This window comes from Limnohabitans sp. Hippo3, assembly GCF_003063665.1.
GTDB lineage: Bacteria > Pseudomonadota > Gammaproteobacteria > Burkholderiales > Burkholderiaceae_C > Limnohabitans_A.
Genome location: NZ_NESF01000003.1, coordinates 179,171 through 200,531, shown reverse-complemented (window position 1 = coordinate 200,531; position 21,361 = coordinate 179,171). Strand labels below are relative to the sequence as shown.

Here is a 21,361-nt window from a genome sequence, read left to right as displayed (position 1 = left end):
TTTGAGCAAATCAACTCGCGGTCAATCAGGTAAAAACCCTTGCAAATCAATGAAAAAGTGGAAAAGTTGCAGGTGGATGAGGAACCCCATCACACAAAGCAAAACGCCCCACCGGACGGTGAGGCGTTTTGGGCTGTTAGAAGCCTGACGATGTCCTACTTTCACACGGGAATCCGCACTATCATCGGCGCTAAGTCGTTTCACTGTCCTGTTCGAGATGGGAAGGAGTGGGACCAACTTGCTATGGTCATCAGGCATAACTTGTTGTCATCTTGACCACGTCAAGACAACGAATTCATAGAGTTTCGAATCAGATTTGGACTTTTCAGCCCGGCCTTTCAGCCTTTTTTGAATGCGTCAACTTGGCATAACAGCCTTGACCAATGCACACCCTTCGATGTGTGATCAAAGTTATAGGGTCAAGCCGCACGAGCAATTAGTATCGGTTAGCTTAACGCATTACTGCGCTTCCACACCCGACCTATCAACGTCCTGGTCTTGAACGACTCTTTAGGGGGCTCAAGGCCCCGGCAGATCTCATCTTGAAACGAGTTTCCCGCTTAGATGCTTTCAGCGGTTATCTCTTCCACACTTAGCTACTCGGCAATGCCACTGGCGTGACAACCGATACACCAGAGGTGTGTCCACTCCGGTCCTCTCGTACTAGGAGCAGGCTTCCTCAAATCTGCAGCGCCCACGGAAGATAGGGACCAAACTGTCTCACGACGTTTTAAACCCAGCTCACGTACCTCTTTAAATGGCGAACAGCCATACCCTTGGGACCGGCTACAGCCCCAGGATGAGATGAGCCGACATCGAGGTGCCAAACACCGCCGTCGATATGAACTCTTGGGCGGTATCAGCCTGTTATCCCCAGAGTACCTTTTATCCGTTGAGCGATGGCCCTTCCATACAGAACCACCGGATCACTATGTCCTACTTTCGTATCTGCTCGACTTGTCAGTCTCGCAGTTAAGCACGCTTATGCCATTGCACTATTATCACGATGTCCGACCGTAACTAGCGTACCTTCGAACTCCTCCGTTACGCTTTGGGAGGAGACCGCCCCAGTCAAACTGCCTACCATGCACTGTCCCCGATCCAGATAATGGACCTAGGTTAGAACCTCAAACACACCAGGGTGGTATTTCAACGTCGGCTCCATGAGAACTAGCGTCCTCACTTCAAAGCCTCCCACCTATCCTACACAGATCTGTTCAAAGTCCAATACAAAGCTACAGTAAAGGTTCATGGGGTCTTTCCGTCTTTCCGCGGGGAGATTGCATCATCACAAACATTTCAACTTCGCTGAGTCTCAGGAGGAGACAGTGTGGCCATCGTTACGCCATTCGTGCAGGTCGGAACTTACCCGACAAGGAATTTCGCTACCTTAGGACCGTTATAGTTACGGCCGCCGTTTACTGGGACTTCAATCAAGAGCTTGCACCCCATCATTTAATCTTCCAGCACCGGGCAGGCGTCACACCCTATACGTCCACTTTCGTGTTTGCAGAGTGCTGTGTTTTTATTAAACAGTCGCAGCCACCGATTTTTTGCAACCCCGTTGGGCTCCCTCTGTTCGAGTTCACCTACTTGGGGCATACCTTCTCCCGAAGTTACGGTATCAATTTGCCGAGTTCCTTCTCCTGAGTTCTCTCAAGCGCCTTAGAATACTCATCTCGCGCACCAGTGTCGGTTTGCGGTACGGTCAATGACAAGCTGAAGCTTAGTGGCTTTTCCTGGAAGCAGGGTATCACTCACTTCAGGTGCAAGCACCCTCGTTATCACCCCTCATCTAAGCCCGGCGGATTTGCCTACCGAGCACGACTACAGGCTTGAACCAACATATCCAACAGTTGGCTGAGCTAACCTTCTCCGTCCCCACATCGCACTTGTCATCGGTACAGGAATATTGACCTGTTTCCCATCAGCTACGCATCTCTGCCTCGCCTTAGGGGCCGACTCACTCTACGCCGATGAACGTTGCGTAGAAAACCTTGCGCTTACGGCGAGGGGGCTTTTCACCCCCTTTAACGCTACTCATGTCAGCATTCGCACTTCTGATACCTCCAGCATGCTTTACAACACACCTTCACAGGCCTACAGAACGCTCTCCTACCACTTGCAATAAATTGCAAATCCGCAGCTTCGGTAACTGGCTTAGCCCCGTTACATCTTCCGCGCAGGACGACTCGATCAGTGAGCTATTACGCTTTCTTTAAATGATGGCTGCTTCTAAGCCAACATCCTGACTGTTTTAGCCTTCCCACTTCGTTTCCCACTTAGCCAATTTTAGGGACCTTAGCTGGCGGTCTGGGTTGTTTCCCTCTTGAGTCCGGACGTTAGCACCCGGTGCTCTGTCTCCCAAGCTGTACTCTGCGGTATTCGGAGTTTGCCTTGGTTTGGTAAGTCGCCATGACCCCCTAGCCAAAACAGTGCTCTACCCCCGCAGGTAATACTTGAGGCACTACCTAAATAGTTTTCGGAGAGAACCAGCTATTTCCAAGTTTGTTTAGCCTTTCACCCCTATCCACAGGTCATCCGCTAATTTTGCAACATTAGTCGGTTCGGACCTCCAGTACCTGTTACGGCACCTTCATCCTGCCCATGGATAGATCACTTGGTTTCGGGTCTACACCCAGCGACTGATCGCCCTATTCGGACTCGATTTCTCTACGGCTTCCCTATTCGGTTAACCTTGCCACTGAATGTAAGTCGCTGACCCATTATACAAAAGGTACGCAGTCACCCTTGCGGGCTCCTACTTTTTGTAAGCATGCGGTTTCAGGATCTATTTCACTCCCCTCCCGGGGTTCTTTTCGCCTTTCCCTCACGGTACTTGTTCACTATCGGTCAATGATGAGTATTTAGCCTTGGAGGATGGTCCCCCCATATTCAGACAGGATTTCTCGTGTCCCGCCCTACTTGTCGTTAGCTCAGTACCACACATTTGTTTTCGCATACGGGACTATCACCCTCTATGGTCGGCCTTTCCATGCCGCTTTGCTAACAATTGCGCTATCACTAACAGGCTCTTCCGATTTCGCTCGCCACTACTTTCGGAATCTCGGTTGATGTCTTTTCCTCGAGCTACTGAGATGTTTCAGTTCACCCGGTTCGCCTCGCATGACTATGTATTCATCATGCGATACCCCGAAGGGTGGGTTTCCCCATTCAGAAATCTCCGGATCAAAGCTTATTTGCCAGCTCCCCGAAGCTTATCGCAGGCTTTCACGTCTTTCGTCGCCTATCATTGCCAAGGCATCCACCACATGCTCTTAGTCACTTGACCCTATAACTTTGAACTCTCTTGTCGAGAACCCATCGTTATTTCAAGGACTGTCTGTCAGGTCTTTCACCTGACGCGTTATGCCGTAATGTGAATATCCCTTCAACACCGGATATTTCTATCCAACATTAAAAGAACAATTCGTCATTACTGAATTTCAACTGCCTTTCGGCACCGTTGAATATTCGTTTTGACGCAATCAAAAAATTGTCACCAGGGGCACGGTCCGCACTAAACCTTTACGAATGTGCGGTTTCCCCTGGCAACTCTGATTCGACTCTATGAATTTTTAAAGAACAGCCGTGTGTCTTGCGACACTTGTCAATCGATCAATATCAATCAACACAAAAACAGCCTTTACAAACTTCTTGCAAAGCAGCTTTTGTTTTGAATGAACAATCTGCGAGATCCATACAGACCCCAGACATTCGATAAGTGATGGTGGAGGATGACGGGATCGAACCGACGACCCCCTGCTTGCAAAGCAGGTGCTCTCCCAGCTGAGCTAATCCCCCGGTGTCTTACCCTCTTGCGCCTTGCAGCGCTTGTCCTCAGAAGGATTGGTGGGTCTGGTTGGTCTCGAACCAACGACCCCTGCGTTATCAACACAGTGCTCTAACCAACTGAGCTACAGACCCAAGCCGGTCACCAATAACCCAAGCAAAGCCCAAGCCGTCAGCGACAACCTTCCAACAACCGATAAGTGTGAGCGTTCAATTTAGATTGCAGTTTCCAGAAAGGAGGTGATCCAGCCGCACCTTCCGATACGGCTACCTTGTTACGACTTCACCCCAGTCACGAACCCCGCCGTGGTAATCGCCCTCCTTGCGGTTAGGCTAACTACTTCTGGCGAGACCCGCTCCCATGGTGTGACGGGCGGTGTGTACAAGACCCGGGAACGTATTCACCGTGACATTCTGATCCACGATTACTAGCGATTCCGACTTCACGCAGTCGAGTTGCAGACTGCGATCCGGACTACGACTGGTTTTATGGGATTAGCTCCCCCTCGCGGGTTGGCAACCCTTTGTACCAGCCATTGTATGACGTGTGTAGCCCCACCTATAAGGGCCATGAGGACTTGACGTCATCCCCACCTTCCTCCGGTTTGTCACCGGCAGTCTCATTAGAGTGCCCAACTGAATGTAGCAACTAATGACAAGGGTTGCGCTCGTTGCGGGACTTAACCCAACATCTCACGACACGAGCTGACGACAGCCATGCAGCACCTGTGTTACGGTTCTCTTTCGAGCACGAAGCTATCTCTAGCGACTTCCGTACATGTCAAAGGTGGGTAAGGTTTTTCGCGTTGCATCGAATTAAACCACATCATCCACCGCTTGTGCGGGTCCCCGTCAATTCCTTTGAGTTTCAACCTTGCGGCCGTACTCCCCAGGCGGTCAACTTCACGCGTTAGCTTCGTTACTGAGTCAGTGAAGACCCAACAACCAGTTGACATCGTTTAGGGCGTGGACTACCAGGGTATCTAATCCTGTTTGCTCCCCACGCTTTCGTGCATGAGCGTCAGTACAGGTCCAGGGGATTGCCTTCGCCATCGGTGTTCCTCCGCATATCTACGCATTTCACTGCTACACGCGGAATTCCATCCCCCTCTACCGTACTCTAGCTATGCAGTCACAAAGGCCGTTCCCAGGTTGAGCCCGGGGATTTCACCTCTGTCTTACATAACCGCCTGCGCACGCTTTACGCCCAGTAATTCCGATTAACGCTTGCACCCTACGTATTACCGCGGCTGCTGGCACGTAGTTAGCCGGTGCTTATTCTTACGGTACCGTCATGAGCCCCTCGTATTAGGAGAGACCTTTTCGTTCCGTACAAAAGCAGTTTACAACCCGAGGGCCTTCATCCTGCACGCGGAATGGCTGGATCAGACTTGCGTCCATTGTCCAAAATTCCCCACTGCTGCCTCCCGTAGGAGTCTGGACCGTGTCTCAGTTCCAGTGTGGCTGGTCGTCCTCTCAGACCAGCTACAGATCGTTGGCTTGGTGAGCCTTTACCCCACCAACTACCTAATCTGATATCGGCCGCTCCAATCGCGCGAGGTCTTGCGATCCCCCGCTTTCATCCGTAGATCGTATGCGGTATTAGCGTAACTTTCGCTACGTTATCCCCCACGACTGGGCACGTTCCGATATATTACTCACCCGTTCGCCACTCTCGAGGGGTTGCCCCCTCTACCGTTCGACTTGCATGTGTAAAGCATTCCGCCAGCGTTCAATCTGAGCCAGGATCAAACTCTATAGTTCGATCTTGATTTTTTTTGCTCTTTCGAGCAACTCATAAATTGGAATCGACGCGAACATCATCTCTGATATCCACATCTTTTTTACTTCATGAGCGTTTGTTAGCTAATTAAAGCTAAGTTCCGAAGAACTTGGCAATCACCATCAAACGCCCACGCTTATCGGCTGTATATTTTTAAAGAACCCAAGCAGCTCAGAGCCGCTTTGCTTGCCTCGCCGCGATCAGCGAAGCCTTCTATTGTATCACGCTTTTGCGCTTTCTTTAGAAGAATTTGAATGTCTTCTAAAGAAAACGCCCCACCGGACGGTGAGGCGTTTTGGGCTGTTAGAAGCCTGACGATGTCCTACTTTCACACGGGAATCCGCACTATCATCGGCGCTAAGTCGTTTCACTGTCCTGTTCGAGATGGGAAGGAGTGGGACCAACTTGCTATGGTCATCAGGCATAACTTGTTGTCATCTTGACCACGTCAAGACAACGAATTCATAGAGTTTCGAATCAGATTTGGACTTTTCAGCCCGGCCTTTCAGCCTTTTTTGAATGCGTCAACTTGGCATAACAGCCTTGACCAATGCACACCCTTCGATGTGTGATCAAAGTTATAGGGTCAAGCCGCACGAGCAATTAGTATCGGTTAGCTTAACGCATTACTGCGCTTCCACACCCGACCTATCAACGTCCTGGTCTTGAACGACTCTTTAGGGGGCTCAAGGCCCCGGCAGATCTCATCTTGAAACGAGTTTCCCGCTTAGATGCTTTCAGCGGTTATCTCTTCCACACTTAGCTACTCGGCAATGCCACTGGCGTGACAACCGATACACCAGAGGTGTGTCCACTCCGGTCCTCTCGTACTAGGAGCAGGCTTCCTCAAATCTGCAGCGCCCACGGAAGATAGGGACCAAACTGTCTCACGACGTTTTAAACCCAGCTCACGTACCTCTTTAAATGGCGAACAGCCATACCCTTGGGACCGGCTACAGCCCCAGGATGAGATGAGCCGACATCGAGGTGCCAAACACCGCCGTCGATATGAACTCTTGGGCGGTATCAGCCTGTTATCCCCAGAGTACCTTTTATCCGTTGAGCGATGGCCCTTCCATACAGAACCACCGGATCACTATGTCCTACTTTCGTATCTGCTCGACTTGTCAGTCTCGCAGTTAAGCACGCTTATGCCATTGCACTATTATCACGATGTCCGACCGTAACTAGCGTACCTTCGAACTCCTCCGTTACGCTTTGGGAGGAGACCGCCCCAGTCAAACTGCCTACCATGCACTGTCCCCGATCCAGATAATGGACCTAGGTTAGAACCTCAAACACACCAGGGTGGTATTTCAACGTCGGCTCCATGAGAACTAGCGTCCTCACTTCAAAGCCTCCCACCTATCCTACACAGATCTGTTCAAAGTCCAATACAAAGCTACAGTAAAGGTTCATGGGGTCTTTCCGTCTTTCCGCGGGGAGATTGCATCATCACAAACATTTCAACTTCGCTGAGTCTCAGGAGGAGACAGTGTGGCCATCGTTACGCCATTCGTGCAGGTCGGAACTTACCCGACAAGGAATTTCGCTACCTTAGGACCGTTATAGTTACGGCCGCCGTTTACTGGGACTTCAATCAAGAGCTTGCACCCCATCATTTAATCTTCCAGCACCGGGCAGGCGTCACACCCTATACGTCCACTTTCGTGTTTGCAGAGTGCTGTGTTTTTATTAAACAGTCGCAGCCACCGATTTTTTGCAACCCCGTTGGGCTCCCTCTGTTCGAGTTCACCTACTTGGGGCATACCTTCTCCCGAAGTTACGGTATCAATTTGCCGAGTTCCTTCTCCTGAGTTCTCTCAAGCGCCTTAGAATACTCATCTCGCGCACCAGTGTCGGTTTGCGGTACGGTCAATGACAAGCTGAAGCTTAGTGGCTTTTCCTGGAAGCAGGGTATCACTCACTTCAGGTGCAAGCACCCTCGTTATCACCCCTCATCTAAGCCCGGCGGATTTGCCTACCGAGCACGACTACAGGCTTGAACCAACATATCCAACAGTTGGCTGAGCTAACCTTCTCCGTCCCCACATCGCACTTGTCATCGGTACAGGAATATTGACCTGTTTCCCATCAGCTACGCATCTCTGCCTCGCCTTAGGGGCCGACTCACTCTACGCCGATGAACGTTGCGTAGAAAACCTTGCGCTTACGGCGAGGGGGCTTTTCACCCCCTTTAACGCTACTCATGTCAGCATTCGCACTTCTGATACCTCCAGCATGCTTTACAACACACCTTCACAGGCCTACAGAACGCTCTCCTACCACTTGCAATAAATTGCAAATCCGCAGCTTCGGTAACTGGCTTAGCCCCGTTACATCTTCCGCGCAGGACGACTCGATCAGTGAGCTATTACGCTTTCTTTAAATGATGGCTGCTTCTAAGCCAACATCCTGACTGTTTTAGCCTTCCCACTTCGTTTCCCACTTAGCCAATTTTAGGGACCTTAGCTGGCGGTCTGGGTTGTTTCCCTCTTGAGTCCGGACGTTAGCACCCGGTGCTCTGTCTCCCAAGCTGTACTCTGCGGTATTCGGAGTTTGCCTTGGTTTGGTAAGTCGCCATGACCCCCTAGCCAAAACAGTGCTCTACCCCCGCAGGTAATACTTGAGGCACTACCTAAATAGTTTTCGGAGAGAACCAGCTATTTCCAAGTTTGTTTAGCCTTTCACCCCTATCCACAGGTCATCCGCTAATTTTGCAACATTAGTCGGTTCGGACCTCCAGTACCTGTTACGGCACCTTCATCCTGCCCATGGATAGATCACTTGGTTTCGGGTCTACACCCAGCGACTGATCGCCCTATTCGGACTCGATTTCTCTACGGCTTCCCTATTCGGTTAACCTTGCCACTGAATGTAAGTCGCTGACCCATTATACAAAAGGTACGCAGTCACCCTTGCGGGCTCCTACTTTTTGTAAGCATGCGGTTTCAGGATCTATTTCACTCCCCTCCCGGGGTTCTTTTCGCCTTTCCCTCACGGTACTTGTTCACTATCGGTCAATGATGAGTATTTAGCCTTGGAGGATGGTCCCCCCATATTCAGACAGGATTTCTCGTGTCCCGCCCTACTTGTCGTTAGCTCAGTACCACACATTTGTTTTCGCATACGGGACTATCACCCTCTATGGTCGGCCTTTCCATGCCGCTTTGCTAACAATTGCGCTATCACTAACAGGCTCTTCCGATTTCGCTCGCCACTACTTTCGGAATCTCGGTTGATGTCTTTTCCTCGAGCTACTGAGATGTTTCAGTTCACCCGGTTCGCCTCGCATGACTATGTATTCATCATGCGATACCCCGAAGGGTGGGTTTCCCCATTCAGAAATCTCCGGATCAAAGCTTATTTGCCAGCTCCCCGAAGCTTATCGCAGGCTTTCACGTCTTTCGTCGCCTATCATTGCCAAGGCATCCACCACATGCTCTTAGTCACTTGACCCTATAACTTTGAACTCTCTTGTCGAGAACCCATCGTTATTTCAAGGACTGTCTGTCAGGTCTTTCACCTGACGCGTTATGCCGTAATGTGAATATCCCTTCAACACCGGATATTTCTATCCAACATTAAAAGAACAATTCGTCATTACTGAATTTCAACTGCCTTTCGGCACCGTTGAATATTCGTTTTGACGCAATCAAAAAATTGTCACCAGGGGCACGGTCCGCACTAAACCTTTACGAATGTGCGGTTTCCCCTGGCAACTCTGATTCGACTCTATGAATTTTTAAAGAACAGCCGTGTGTCTTGCGACACTTGTCAATCGATCAATATCAATCAACACAAAAACAGCCTTTACAAACTTCTTGCAAAGCAGCTTTTGTTTTGAATGAACAATCTGCGAGATCCATACAGACCCCAGACATTCGATAAGTGATGGTGGAGGATGACGGGATCGAACCGACGACCCCCTGCTTGCAAAGCAGGTGCTCTCCCAGCTGAGCTAATCCCCCGGTGTCTTACCCTCTTGCGCCTTGCAGCGCTTGTCCTCAGAAGGATTGGTGGGTCTGGTTGGTCTCGAACCAACGACCCCTGCGTTATCAACACAGTGCTCTAACCAACTGAGCTACAGACCCAAGCCGGTCACCAATAACCCAAGCAAAGCCCAAGCCGTCAGCGACAACCTTCCAACAACCGATAAGTGTGAGCGTTCAATTTAGATTGCAGTTTCCAGAAAGGAGGTGATCCAGCCGCACCTTCCGATACGGCTACCTTGTTACGACTTCACCCCAGTCACGAACCCCGCCGTGGTAATCGCCCTCCTTGCGGTTAGGCTAACTACTTCTGGCGAGACCCGCTCCCATGGTGTGACGGGCGGTGTGTACAAGACCCGGGAACGTATTCACCGTGACATTCTGATCCACGATTACTAGCGATTCCGACTTCACGCAGTCGAGTTGCAGACTGCGATCCGGACTACGACTGGTTTTATGGGATTAGCTCCCCCTCGCGGGTTGGCAACCCTTTGTACCAGCCATTGTATGACGTGTGTAGCCCCACCTATAAGGGCCATGAGGACTTGACGTCATCCCCACCTTCCTCCGGTTTGTCACCGGCAGTCTCATTAGAGTGCCCAACTGAATGTAGCAACTAATGACAAGGGTTGCGCTCGTTGCGGGACTTAACCCAACATCTCACGACACGAGCTGACGACAGCCATGCAGCACCTGTGTTACGGTTCTCTTTCGAGCACGAAGCTATCTCTAGCGACTTCCGTACATGTCAAAGGTGGGTAAGGTTTTTCGCGTTGCATCGAATTAAACCACATCATCCACCGCTTGTGCGGGTCCCCGTCAATTCCTTTGAGTTTCAACCTTGCGGCCGTACTCCCCAGGCGGTCAACTTCACGCGTTAGCTTCGTTACTGAGTCAGTGAAGACCCAACAACCAGTTGACATCGTTTAGGGCGTGGACTACCAGGGTATCTAATCCTGTTTGCTCCCCACGCTTTCGTGCATGAGCGTCAGTACAGGTCCAGGGGATTGCCTTCGCCATCGGTGTTCCTCCGCATATCTACGCATTTCACTGCTACACGCGGAATTCCATCCCCCTCTACCGTACTCTAGCTATGCAGTCACAAAGGCCGTTCCCAGGTTGAGCCCGGGGATTTCACCTCTGTCTTACATAACCGCCTGCGCACGCTTTACGCCCAGTAATTCCGATTAACGCTTGCACCCTACGTATTACCGCGGCTGCTGGCACGTAGTTAGCCGGTGCTTATTCTTACGGTACCGTCATGAGCCCCTCGTATTAGGAGAGACCTTTTCGTTCCGTACAAAAGCAGTTTACAACCCGAGGGCCTTCATCCTGCACGCGGAATGGCTGGATCAGACTTGCGTCCATTGTCCAAAATTCCCCACTGCTGCCTCCCGTAGGAGTCTGGACCGTGTCTCAGTTCCAGTGTGGCTGGTCGTCCTCTCAGACCAGCTACAGATCGTTGGCTTGGTGAGCCTTTACCCCACCAACTACCTAATCTGATATCGGCCGCTCCAATCGCGCGAGGTCTTGCGATCCCCCGCTTTCATCCGTAGATCGTATGCGGTATTAGCGTAACTTTCGCTACGTTATCCCCCACGACTGGGCACGTTCCGATATATTACTCACCCGTTCGCCACTCTCGAGGGGTTGCCCCCTCTACCGTTCGACTTGCATGTGTAAAGCATTCCGCCAGCGTTCAATCTGAGCCAGGATCAAACTCTATAGTTCGATCTTGATTTTTTTTGCTCTTTCGAGCAACTCATAAATTGGAATCGACGCGAACATCATCTCTGATATCCACATCTTTTTTACTTCATGAGCGTTTGTTAGCTAATTAAAGCTAAGTTCCGAAGAACTTGGCAATCACCATCAAACGCCCACGCTTATCGGCTGTATATTTTTAAAGAACCCAAGCAGCTCAGAGCCGCTTTGCTTGCCTCGCCGCGATCAGCGAAGCCTTGAATTATGACACAGTTTTTGGCGCTGCGTCAAGTTTTTGAAAATTTTCTGGCGCTTGACCAGATCACCTCATCAACCTCTTCGCTGCACTTGCTGCTCTTCATTTGAAGGCACCAGTTGTGTGCAGCGAAGCCCTCGATTATGACACAGCTTTTTCGTCTGCGGTGAGTTTTTTGGTGCCGCTGGGCATTTTTTGCAAGCACCGCCCGGATAATGGGCCCATGGCTTTACTCACCCTCTTGAACGCTTCTCTGGCCTTTGGCCATGTTGCACTCCTCGATCACGCAGACTTCTCCCTGGAGACATCGGAGCGCATCGGCTTGATTGGTCGCAACGGCACGGGCAAATCGTCCCTGCTCAAAATTTTGGCGGGCATGGAACGCCCAGATGACGGCACACTGCACGTGCAACAGGGTGTTCGCATCGCCTACGTCGCACAAGAACCTGTTCTGGTCCCCGAACACACCATTTTTGAGTCGGTTCGCGAGGGATTGGCCGAGGTGATGCAATGGATCGACGATTACACCCATAGCCGGGGGGATCTGGACACCCTGCAGGGGCTGATCGAGTCACGTGACGGTTGGGGCTGGGAACAACGCCTGGACGAAACCCTGCAACGCCTGAAGCTGGACCCCAACGCCGTTGTGCAATCGCTGTCGGGGGGCATGCGCAAGCGCGTGGCTCTGGCGCAGGCCTTGGTGACCCGTCCTGATGTGCTTTTATTAGACGAGCCCACTAACCACCTGGACCTGAACGCCATCACCTGGCTGGAGGATCTGCTGATTGACTTCAAGGGCAGCGTGATCGCCATCACCCATGACCGTGCCTTCTTGGACCGCATCGCCACGCGCATCGTCGAGCTGGACCGGGGCAAGTTGCGCCCTTACCCCGGCAACTATGCCGCCTACCAAATTCAAAAAGAAGAGCAACTCGCCCAAGAAGCCGTGATCCAGGCCAAGGCCGACAAACTGCTGGCCCAGGAAGAGATCTGGATTCGCAAAGGGGTGGAAGCACGCCGCACCCGCAGCCAAAGCCGCATCACCCGCCTGCAAAACCTGCGCAGTGAACGCGCCGCCCGTCGTGAAAAAGTGGGCAACGTGAAAATGGAAGTCGCCTCGGGTGTGCCCAGCGGCAAACTGGTGGCCGAGTTGACGGATGTGAGCAAGAGTTTCACCCAGCCCGATGGCTCGGTGCGCACCATCATCCACAAGTTCACCGGCACCTTGTTGCGCGGCGACAAGATCGGCCTGCTGGGCCCCAACGGCGCGGGCAAGACCACGCTGCTCAAACTGATTCTGGGTGAACTCGAAGCCGACAGCGGCGAAGTGCGTCGTGGCACCAAGCTGGAAGTGGCCTACTTTGACCAGATGCGCGATGCGCTGGACCTGGACGCCACGCTGGAAGACTTCATCAGCCCCGGCAGCGAATGGATCGAGATCGGTAACAAGCGCCAGCATGTCAAGAGCTACCTGGGCGACTTTTTGTTCTCACCCGCACGCGGGACATCGCCCGTGCGCTCCTTGTCAGGTGGCGAGCGCAACCGCTTGCTGCTGGCGCGTTTGTTTGCACGCCCGGCCAACGTGCTGGTGCTGGACGAACCGACCAACGACCTGGACATCGAAACCCTGGAATTGCTGGAAGAGCTACTGCAGACGTATGAAGGCACCGTGTTCCTGGTCAGCCACGACCGGGCCTTCATGGACAACGTGGTCACCGGCATCATCGCCTGCGAAAGCGCCCCCGACCAACCGGGCCTGTGGCGCGAGTACGAAGGCTCGGTGCAAGACTGGCTGGTGCAATCGCAACGCGCACAGGCCATTCGGGCACAGGCCGCGCAACGCAGTGGCTCGACACCCGTGGTTGCCGTCACTCCTGTCACAACGGCTGCCCCACCCGCAGCAGCTGCCCGCAGCAAACTCAGTTACAAAGAACAACGCGAACTGGCCGAGTTACCCGCCAAAATCGAAGCGCTGGAAAAAGAACAGGCGAAGGCCCGCGCACAACTGGCGGACGGCAGCATTTACCAACGTGACCCGGGCTTGGCACAGCAACTGTTCAAGCGCGATGCCGAGATTGACGAGGTGCTGTTGGCGGCCATGGAACGTTGGGAAGTGCTGTCGGCCCGCTGAAGGCACGCTTGGGAGTCCAAATGGCGACCTGACTTGTTGCCTTTTGGCTCTACATTCAAAGCCATGACCCCTTCAGAACTCAGCGCCCTGCTGGTGCTCGCCACCGTGAGCAGTTTCACCCCCGGACCCAACACCACCTTGTCGACCGCCATGGCCGCCAACCACGGCCTGCGCCGTGCCATGCGCTTTGTCTGCGCGGTACCGGTGGGCTGGGGCATTCTGTTCGTGCTGTGTGCCACGGGTTTGGGCGGTTTGGTGGTGGCTTTTCCGCCTTTGCGCTGGGGCATCGTGACGCTGGGCACGGGTTATTTGCTGTGGCTGGCCTCGCGCTTGTGGCAAAGCGGCAGTTTGCAGCAGGCCGACAGCGCCAAACTGCAAGTGGGCTTTGTGCAAGGCGTGGGCCTGCAGTTTCTCAACATCAAGGCCTGGATGCTGGCCTTGGCCATCGTGGCGGGTTGGGTGGCCGGGCGCGAAGACGCCACGGCCCGCACGCTGGTGCTGCTGCCCATCATGGTGGCCTATGGTTTTTTCAGCAACCTGACCTACGCGATGGCGGGCTCGATGCTGCGGCACTGGCTGGCGCACGGCCGCCGCTTGCTGATGTTCAACCGCTGCATGTCGGTGGCGCTGGTGGCCACGGCCTTGTGGATTTTAAACGGCTTGCGCCAAAGCGCAGGTTGACAGCAAACGCAGCAACCGCACAGCAGCACGCTCGCGCCCGATCACCGCATGAACGACGCCCCCCAACACCGCGAGAACCTGGGGCTTTGGCTCGGGTTGCTGGGCGTGATCATCTTTGCATTGACCCTGCCCATGACGCGCCTGGCCACCGGAACGGCAGACGCGCCCCAGTTGTCACCCTGGTTTGTGACCTGGGCACGGGCCGCGCTGGCGGGGGTGCTGTCGGCCATCTACCTCTTGGCCGTGCGTGCGCCTTGGCCCTCGGCTGCGCAACGCGGCCCCTTGTACTTGTCGCTGGCGGGCAACGTGATCGGCTACCCGCTTTTGCTGGGCTGGGCGCTGCGCCACGTCACGGCCAGCCATGCAGCCGTCATCACCGCCTTGTTGCCGCTGGCCACGGCGGCAGCCGCCGCCTGGCTCATGCACCAACGCGCCCGCCTGGGGTTTTGGGTGTTTGCCGCTTTGGGCAGCGCCCTGGTCGCGGTCTACAGCCTGCTTCGCGCCGCACAGATGGGGCACGGCTTTGGCCTGACTTGGGCGGACACCTTGTTGCTGGGCGCGGTGGTGGCTGCCTCACTGGGCTATGTGGCCGGAGCCCAAGTCACGGCCAGCCTGGGCGCTGAAAAAGTCATCAGCTGGGTCTGTGTCATGGCCTTGCCCATCACCCTGCCCGGGGCCTGGCTGACCTGGCCCGAACATGCGGTAGTGCCCGTTTCGTGGTGGGGCCTGATGTATGTCGGCGTGTTCTCCATGTGGGCGGGCTTTTTTGCCTGGTTTCGCGGCCTGTCGCTGGGTGGCCCCCTGCGCGTGAGCCAGCTGCAACTGCTGCAACCGTTCATCACCATCCTGACCTCCGTGCCATTGCTGGGAGAATCCCTGGATGCGATGACGCTGGGCTTTGCCCTGCTGGTGGTGCTCACGGTCTTCATGGGGCGGCGCACGGCCGGTCCCCGGCCTCCCCAACAACCTCTGAAGGAAACAACATGAACTGGAAGCTGGCCCAACGCGCCGACAAAATGAACCCCTCGGTGATCCGCGAGATCCTGAAAGTGACCGAGAAGCCCGGCATCATCAGCTTTGCGGGCGGCCTGCCCTCGCCCCAGACCTTCCCGATCGACGCCATGCGGGAAGCCAGTGAGCGCGTGCTCAAAGATGACGGCAAAGCCGCCTTGCAATACGCCGCCAGCGAAGGCTATGCGCCGCTGCGCGAATGGGTGGCGCAAGACCTGCTCAAGCAAGGCATGCACGTCAGCCCCGACCAGGTGCTGATCACCACTGGCAGCCAGCAAGGACTGGACCTGGTGGCCAAAATCCTGATCGACGCAGGCAGCCGCATTTTGGTCGAGACCCCCACCTACCTGGGTGCACTGCAGGCTTTCACCCCCATGGAGCCGGTGGCCGTGGGCGTGAACAGCGATGACCATGGCGTGGATGCCGACGACCTGCGGGCCAAAGTCGGCACCGGCACCGACAAGGCCCGTTTTGTTTACCTGCTGCCCAACTTCCAGAACCCCACAGGCCGCACCATGACCGAAGCGCGCCGCGCCGCCGTGGCCCAAGTGGCCTTCGAGACAGGCTTGCCGATCATCGAAGACAACCCCTACGGCGACCTGTGGTTTGACGCGCCGCCCGCGCCCTCGCTGAGCTCACGCCACCCCGAGGGCAGCGTGTACCTCGGCTCTTTCTCCAAAATCCTGGCCCCCGGCCTGCGCTTGGGTTATTTGGTCGCCCCCAAAACGCTCTACCCCAAGCTGCTGCAAGCCAAGCAAGCGGCCGACCTGCACACGCCGAGCTTCAACCAGCGGGTGGTGGCCGAAGTGCTCAAGGACGGCTTCATCGAGCGCCATGTGCCCACCATCCGTGCGCTTTACAAACAGCAATGCGAAGCCATGCTCGCCGCGCTCGACCGCGAAATGGCCGGGCTGGGGCTGACGTGGAACCGCCCGGTGGGCGGCATGTTCCTGTGGGTGCAACTGCCCCAGGGTCTCAAAGCCGTGCCCCTGCTGGAAAAAGCCGTGGCCAAAGGCGTGGCCTTTGTGCCGGGCTTTGCCTTTTATGCGCAGGACGCCAACGAAAGCACGCTGCGCCTGTCGTTTGTGACCGCCACCGTCGACCAGATCAACACGGGCATGGCCGCGCTGGCGGCCGCCATCCGCGAATCGCTCTGACCATCACGCAGGACCTTGCCATGAAAACCCGCGCCTTCCAACAAGTCGACGTCTTCACTGACACGGCCTTTCTGGGCAACCCGCTCGCCGTGGTGCTGGACGGCGAGGGCCTGAGCGATGCGCAGATGCAGGCCTTTGCCCGCTGGACGCAGCTGAGCGAAACCACTTTTGTACTGCCGCCCACGCCCGAAGGGGCTGCAGGCGGTGCCGACTACCGGGTGCGCATCTTCACGCCCGGCGCTGAGCTGCCGTTTGCGGGTCACCCGACGCTGGGCACGGCCCACGCATGGCTGAGCGCAGGCGGCCAGCCGCGGCAAAGCGGCCAACTGGTGCAGGAATGTGGTGTCGGTCTGGTGAGCTTGAAATCGGTCGATGGCCACTGGGCCTTTGCCGCGCCGCCCTTGCAGCGCCAGACGCCTGCGCCAGCCTTACTCGCCGAGGTGCTGGCGGCTTTGGGCCTGCACGCCGACAAGGTGCTGACCGCGCAGGACCTGAACAACGGCCCGCACTGGCTGGGCCTGTTGATCGACTCGGTGGACAGCCTGCTCGCCCTAGAGCCTGACCACGCGGCGCTCAAGCGCCTGAACACCAAGGTCGGTGTAGCGGCCAAGCGGGAAGCCAACGCCAACCACCCAGCCAACGGCCTGATCCGCCGCGCCAACCGCGAGGCCCGCGCCTTTGCGCCGTCCACCCGCATCGCCAATGACCCCACCGATCTGGAAGTGCGGGCCTTTGCCGCCCCGGTGGGCATCGCCGAAGACCCGGTCACCGGCAGCTTGAACGCATCGCTGGCCCAATGGTTGATGGCCGAGGGCCACATGCCCGCGCAATACAGCGCCCGCCAAGGCACAGCGCTGGGCCGTGCCGGTCAGGTGTTTTTGTCGCAAGACGACAGCAGCCAAGTCTGGGTGGGTGGCCATGTGGTGGGCTGCATTCAAGGCCTCGTCACACTTTGATTTGGACTTGACTGCGCTTGACCCCGGAAAGACCATGACCGACCTGCCCACGCTTTCACAGATCGAAGCCGCCGCCCAAACCGTGTACGCGGCCTTTAGCCCGACGCCGCAATACCGCTGGGCCACGCTCAGTCAACGGCTGGGCACCGACTGCTGGGTCAAGCACGAAAACCACACACCCGTGGGCGCGTTCAAGGTCCGGGGCGGCTTGACGTATTTCGAGCATTTGCGCAGCACCCAGCGTTTGCCCTCAGAGGTCATCAGCGCCACCCGGGGCAACCACGGCCAAAGCATTGCCTACGCCGCAGCGCGGCACAGTGTCGCGTGCACCATCGTGGTCCCGCGCGGAAACTCCAGCGAGAAAAACGCCGCCATGCAAGCCTTGGGCGCGCGTTTGGTGGAGCACGGTGACGACTTCCAGGACGCCCGCGAACACGCCCAAGCGCTCGCCGCACAAAGCGGGGCCCACATGGTGCCCAGCTACCACCCGGCACTGGTGCTGGGCGTTGCAACCGCATGGGTCGAGTTTTTGCGCGCAGTACCGGCACTGGACGTGCTGTATGTGCCGATTGGGCTGGGCTCCGGCGCCTGCGCCGCCTTGGCGGCCAAACAGGCCTTGGGGCACGCCGTCAAGGTGGTGGGTGTCGTGAGTGCCCACGCCACCACCTACGCCGACTCGATGGCGGCGGGTTGCGTGGTGGAAGCCCCGGTCAGCACCTTGCTGGCCGATGGCATGGCCGTGCGCCGCGCCGACCCGCAAGCGCTGGCCATCCTGCAAGCGGGATTGGACCGCGTGTTGCAAGTCAACGACGACCAGGTCGCGCAGGCCATGCGCGACCTGTACACCGACACCCACAACCTGGCCGAAGGCGCGGGTGCCGCCAGCTTTGCCGCCGCGTGGGCAGACAGAGACCAGCTGAAAGGCCTGCAGGTCGGCACCACCCTGTGCGGCGGGAATGTGGACACCGCCCTTTTTTGCGACGTGTTGAAAAAACACTTCTGAGCCGGCAGACATCCGACAACGACGCCAAACGGTGGCCGTCGCTCTTGGGACAAAGCCTGCAGACCTCCCCGGACAGAATCCCCAGTCATGGGAACTCTTTATCTGGTCCGCCACGGACAAGCCTCGTTCGGGGCCGACGACTACGATCAACTCAGCGCTTTAGGCCGCCAGCAGGCGGTGCGCCTGGGCGAGTATTTGCGCCCCAAGCTGCAGGACAAACCGCTCGAAGCGGTGCTCATGGGCAGCCTGAAGCGCCACCGTCAAACCTGGGAAGGCATTGCCGAAGGCGCGGGCTTGACGCACGCGCCATCGGTGTGGCCCGGCCTGAACGAATACGACAGCCACGCCCTCATCGAGTCCATCCACCCCGAACCACTGGCCAAACCCGACACGCCCGAGCTGTACCGCCACCACTTCAGGCTGCTGCGCGACGCCCTGCAGGCCTGGATGGCCGGACGCACCCAGCCGCAGGGCATGCCCAGCTATGCCGACTTTGTGGGCGGCATTGAGGCAGCGCTCAACCATGTGCGGCAATCACACACCGGAGACGTGATGATTGTCTCGAGCGGCGGCCCCATCTCGACCGCCGTAGGCCGCGTGCTGGGCACCCCGCCCGAGACCACCATCGAGCTGAACCTGCGCATCCGCAACACGGCGCTGACCGAATTCGTGTTCAACCCCAAGCGCCACATGCTGCTGACTTACAACACCTTGCCGCATCTGGACAGCGACGAGCACCAAAGCTGGATCACCTTCGCCTGAAGCAAAAATCAACCAAGCACAAGATGCGGCTCACCGGTAGATTCCCTAAGCAATAACCCTTCGCTTAGCAGGCAAAATCGGGACATGAACAGTTCAACCGCTTGGTTGACCCTCCAATCGCAAGAGGGTGGCATCCAACTCACCACAACCCAAGCCGAGGACGCTGACCGGCTGACACGCGAGTTGGTTCATTTGCTGGACGAATGGGCACTGGCTTGCGCTGTTCAGACCTTGGTCTTGCCCCTGAACGACGACCGCGTCGCACTGATTTGCAATCTGCGCCCCGACTTCAGAGCGCAGTGCATGCCCGGCCACGACACTTTGGCCTTGCAAGAAAAATTGGGCCATACCCCCCAAACCGACGAAGCCTGGGCGCTGGAGCGTGAAATATGGGTGGCCCTGCTGGGCTCCCCGCACCGTTTTCAATTCGCCAGCCTGGCCTCACTCACCTCGCACATCCGGGTGCGGCGCAACATGGCTTTGGACGCCCGTAAAACCGCCTTGGCTTTCAAAACCGATGCGGCCGAGCGGCCTCAGGCATTTTGGCAAGACGGTGGGGACGACGCGGGTTTCATCCTGCAACCCGGTCGCTGCTTGGTCGACGCCCTGATCGCGGCCACCCAACCCGATGCCACGGGCAAGCTCTACGATTTTTCTTGCTACCGGGCGACCGAATACGTGATCTTGCTGGGCATCGCGCAAGAGCTCCAAACCGGCAACCCCGAACTGCTGGCCCAATTGCAACGCCTCAATGAAGTCCACGCGGTGCGATCGGGTCAGTTCCATGATGTCTACCTGATCGAGTACGGCAGCATGGAGGCCCCATTGCCAGCCCGCTTTTATGTGCCGGGTGACCGTTTATGGTTTCGCAACCCCGACGAACGCTCTTCAGACGTCACCGGCTACGAAGGCTCCTGGGTTCTTTACATGGGCGGCGGCTTGTTCAGCAACTTCTGGAAGCGCGACACGCCTTACACCCTGGAGTCCAAAGCCATCGAAATCTTCCACTGGAAAGATGGCGTGTACGCCGACGCCCAAGGGGACTTGCACATGGACGAGACGGTGGTCGAGGCCTTGGTTGCGCAAACCCAAGCCAACCCTGAAGCCCGCTCGCAGGTTCTGGAGCGCATGCTGCGCATGCGCGACCCCAAAGGCGTTTACGCCGAAGGCGGCTGCATCGACACGACCCGCGAGTACCCGCGCAGCGTGAGCCGCGACCACTGCGAACTGGTGCTGCCCCGGCTGTGACAAGCAGCGCCGATCAGCCGACCTGATCGCGCAAGGTGTCCGGCGGCAGCCGGTCGATCTCACCGAGCAGCTGCGCCAGCGCCCGCCCGGAGGCGTCCAGCAAGGCCTGGCCTTTTTCCGCCGTGGCCGCAGCCGCGTTGCCCGCCGCGCCCTGGCGGTTGTAGTCCTGCATCTGCCAGCCCAGCTTGGCGCTCTTGCCGTTGCCCAGGATCTCAAAGCGCTCGGCGCGGTCTTGCGAGGTCGAGCGGAAGTTCTGCGCCTGGTCCATGCGCACCGCACCGGGCCGCAGCGCCAGCATCATCGAGGTTTCGGTGTCCCCCGCGTGCACGCCAAACCGGTGCTCTTCGGGGGGGAACAGCGCATTAACATCAGCGCCCTGTGCGTCGCGCAGCGGCAGATTGAACCAGCTCACGCTGTAGACCAGCATGCCCAGCCGGGCCCGCAGGTCCCGCGCCACAATGTCCATCACGCTGATTTGCCCGCCGTGCGCATTGAGCAAGACCAGTTTCTTCACGCCGCTGGCCGCGACCGACTCGCCTATGTCGGTCCACAAGCGGATCACGGTCTCGGCCTTGAGCGTCAAGGTGCCGGCAAAACGGGCATGCTCGGGGCTCAGGCCCACCGTTTGGGTGGGCAAGAACAGAGCGGGCAAGTCGGTCGGCAAATGGGGCAAACAAGCGGCCACCACGCCATTGACCAGATCGGTGTCCACCGAGAGCGGCAGGTGCGGGCCATGTTGCTCGGTGGCAGCCACGGGCAGTACGGCGATCACGCGATCCATGGCACGGCCCGTTGCCAAGGCCTGAAAATCGGTGGAGGTCCAGTCGGCCCAAAAACGCGAAGGGTTTTGCATGGCAGGCATCTTAATGGAGCCGGGGCGTGTAC

9 protein-coding genes, 4 tRNA genes and 6 rRNA genes are annotated in these 21,361 nt (G+C 56.6%); 8 read left to right on the top strand and 11 right to left on the bottom strand.

Translation table 11 applies throughout. From position 1 onward, the window contains the following. Positions 1–142: 142 nt before the first annotated feature. The 10 genes from rrf (B9Z34_RS06745) to B9Z34_RS06700 form a co-directional block, all read right to left on the bottom strand. Positions 143–255, bottom strand: a 5S ribosomal RNA gene (rrf, locus tag B9Z34_RS06745). A gap of 160 nt (positions 256–415) precedes the next feature. Further along, positions 416–3,292: ribosomal RNA gene (locus B9Z34_RS06740) — 23S ribosomal RNA — on the bottom strand. A 436-nt stretch (positions 3,293–3,728) separates the two neighbouring features. Then, positions 3,729–3,804, bottom strand: a tRNA-Ala gene (locus tag B9Z34_RS06735). A gap of 46 nt (positions 3,805–3,850) precedes the next feature. Further along, positions 3,851–3,927, bottom strand: a tRNA-Ile gene (locus B9Z34_RS06730). A gap of 98 nt (positions 3,928–4,025) precedes the next feature. Then, positions 4,026–5,556: ribosomal RNA gene (locus B9Z34_RS06725) — 16S ribosomal RNA — on the bottom strand. A 328-nt stretch (positions 5,557–5,884) separates the two neighbouring features. Continuing rightward, positions 5,885–5,997: ribosomal RNA gene (gene rrf, locus B9Z34_RS06720) — 5S ribosomal RNA — on the bottom strand. 160 nt (positions 5,998–6,157) lie between these two features. Continuing rightward, positions 6,158–9,034 (bottom strand): 23S ribosomal RNA (locus B9Z34_RS06715). Positions 9,035–9,470: 436 nt separating this feature from the next. After that, positions 9,471–9,546 (bottom strand) — tRNA-Ala (locus B9Z34_RS06710). Between the two features lie 46 nt (positions 9,547–9,592). Beyond that, positions 9,593–9,669, bottom strand: a tRNA-Ile gene (locus B9Z34_RS06705). Between the two features lie 98 nt (positions 9,670–9,767). Continuing rightward, positions 9,768–11,298 (bottom strand): 16S ribosomal RNA (locus B9Z34_RS06700). The 16S, 23S and 5S rRNA genes sit together here with 4 tRNA genes alongside, the layout of an rRNA operon. A 452-nt stretch (positions 11,299–11,750) precedes the next feature. Between B9Z34_RS06700 and B9Z34_RS06695 the strand changes: the two genes are divergently transcribed. From B9Z34_RS06695 to B9Z34_RS06660, 8 genes are all read left to right on the top strand, one after another. After that, positions 11,751–13,658 carry an ATP-binding cassette domain-containing protein gene (locus tag B9Z34_RS06695; RefSeq protein ID WP_108427372.1) on the top strand — a complete coding sequence of 636 codons (1,908 nt, stop codon included), beginning with the start codon at positions 11,751–11,753 and terminating at the stop codon, positions 13,656–13,658. 63 nt (positions 13,659–13,721) lie between these two features. Beyond that, a complete protein-coding gene (locus B9Z34_RS06690; RefSeq protein ID WP_108427328.1) occupies positions 13,722–14,339 on the top strand; it encodes a LysE family translocator in 618 nt (205 codons plus the stop codon). Between the two features lie 48 nt (positions 14,340–14,387). Further along, positions 14,388–15,326: a DMT family transporter gene (locus tag B9Z34_RS06685; protein ID WP_108427327.1), complete on the top strand. Its 939-nt coding sequence runs from the start codon at positions 14,388–14,390 to the stop codon at positions 15,324–15,326. Next, on the top strand, positions 15,323–16,507 hold the full coding sequence (locus tag B9Z34_RS06680) for a PLP-dependent aminotransferase family protein (protein WP_108427326.1): 1,185 nt from the start codon (positions 15,323–15,325) through the stop codon (positions 16,505–16,507). The genes B9Z34_RS06685 and B9Z34_RS06680 overlap by 4 nt, the downstream gene beginning before the upstream one ends. A gap of 20 nt (positions 16,508–16,527) precedes the next feature. Then, positions 16,528–17,463: a PhzF family phenazine biosynthesis protein gene (locus B9Z34_RS06675; protein WP_108427325.1), complete on the top strand. Its 936-nt coding sequence runs from the start codon at positions 16,528–16,530 to the stop codon at positions 17,461–17,463. A 34-nt stretch (positions 17,464–17,497) separates the two neighbouring features. Then, positions 17,498–18,466, top strand: coding sequence for a threonine dehydratase (locus B9Z34_RS06670; protein ID WP_108427324.1), 969 nt, complete (start codon positions 17,498–17,500; stop codon positions 18,464–18,466). A gap of 87 nt (positions 18,467–18,553) precedes the next feature. Next, a complete protein-coding gene (locus B9Z34_RS06665; RefSeq protein ID WP_108427323.1) occupies positions 18,554–19,228 on the top strand; it encodes a histidine phosphatase family protein in 675 nt (224 codons plus the stop codon). A gap of 84 nt (positions 19,229–19,312) precedes the next feature. After that, entirely contained in the window at positions 19,313–20,476 is a 1,164-nt protein-coding gene (locus tag B9Z34_RS06660) for a hypothetical protein (RefSeq protein WP_108427322.1), read from the top strand. Between the two features lie 13 nt (positions 20,477–20,489). Here B9Z34_RS06660 and B9Z34_RS06655 read toward each other — a convergent pair whose 3' ends face one another. Next, positions 20,490–21,329 carry a creatininase family protein gene (locus tag B9Z34_RS06655; RefSeq protein WP_108427371.1) on the bottom strand — a complete coding sequence of 280 codons (840 nt, stop codon included), beginning with the start codon at positions 21,327–21,329 and terminating at the stop codon, positions 20,490–20,492. Positions 21,330–21,361 lie beyond the last annotated feature (32 nt).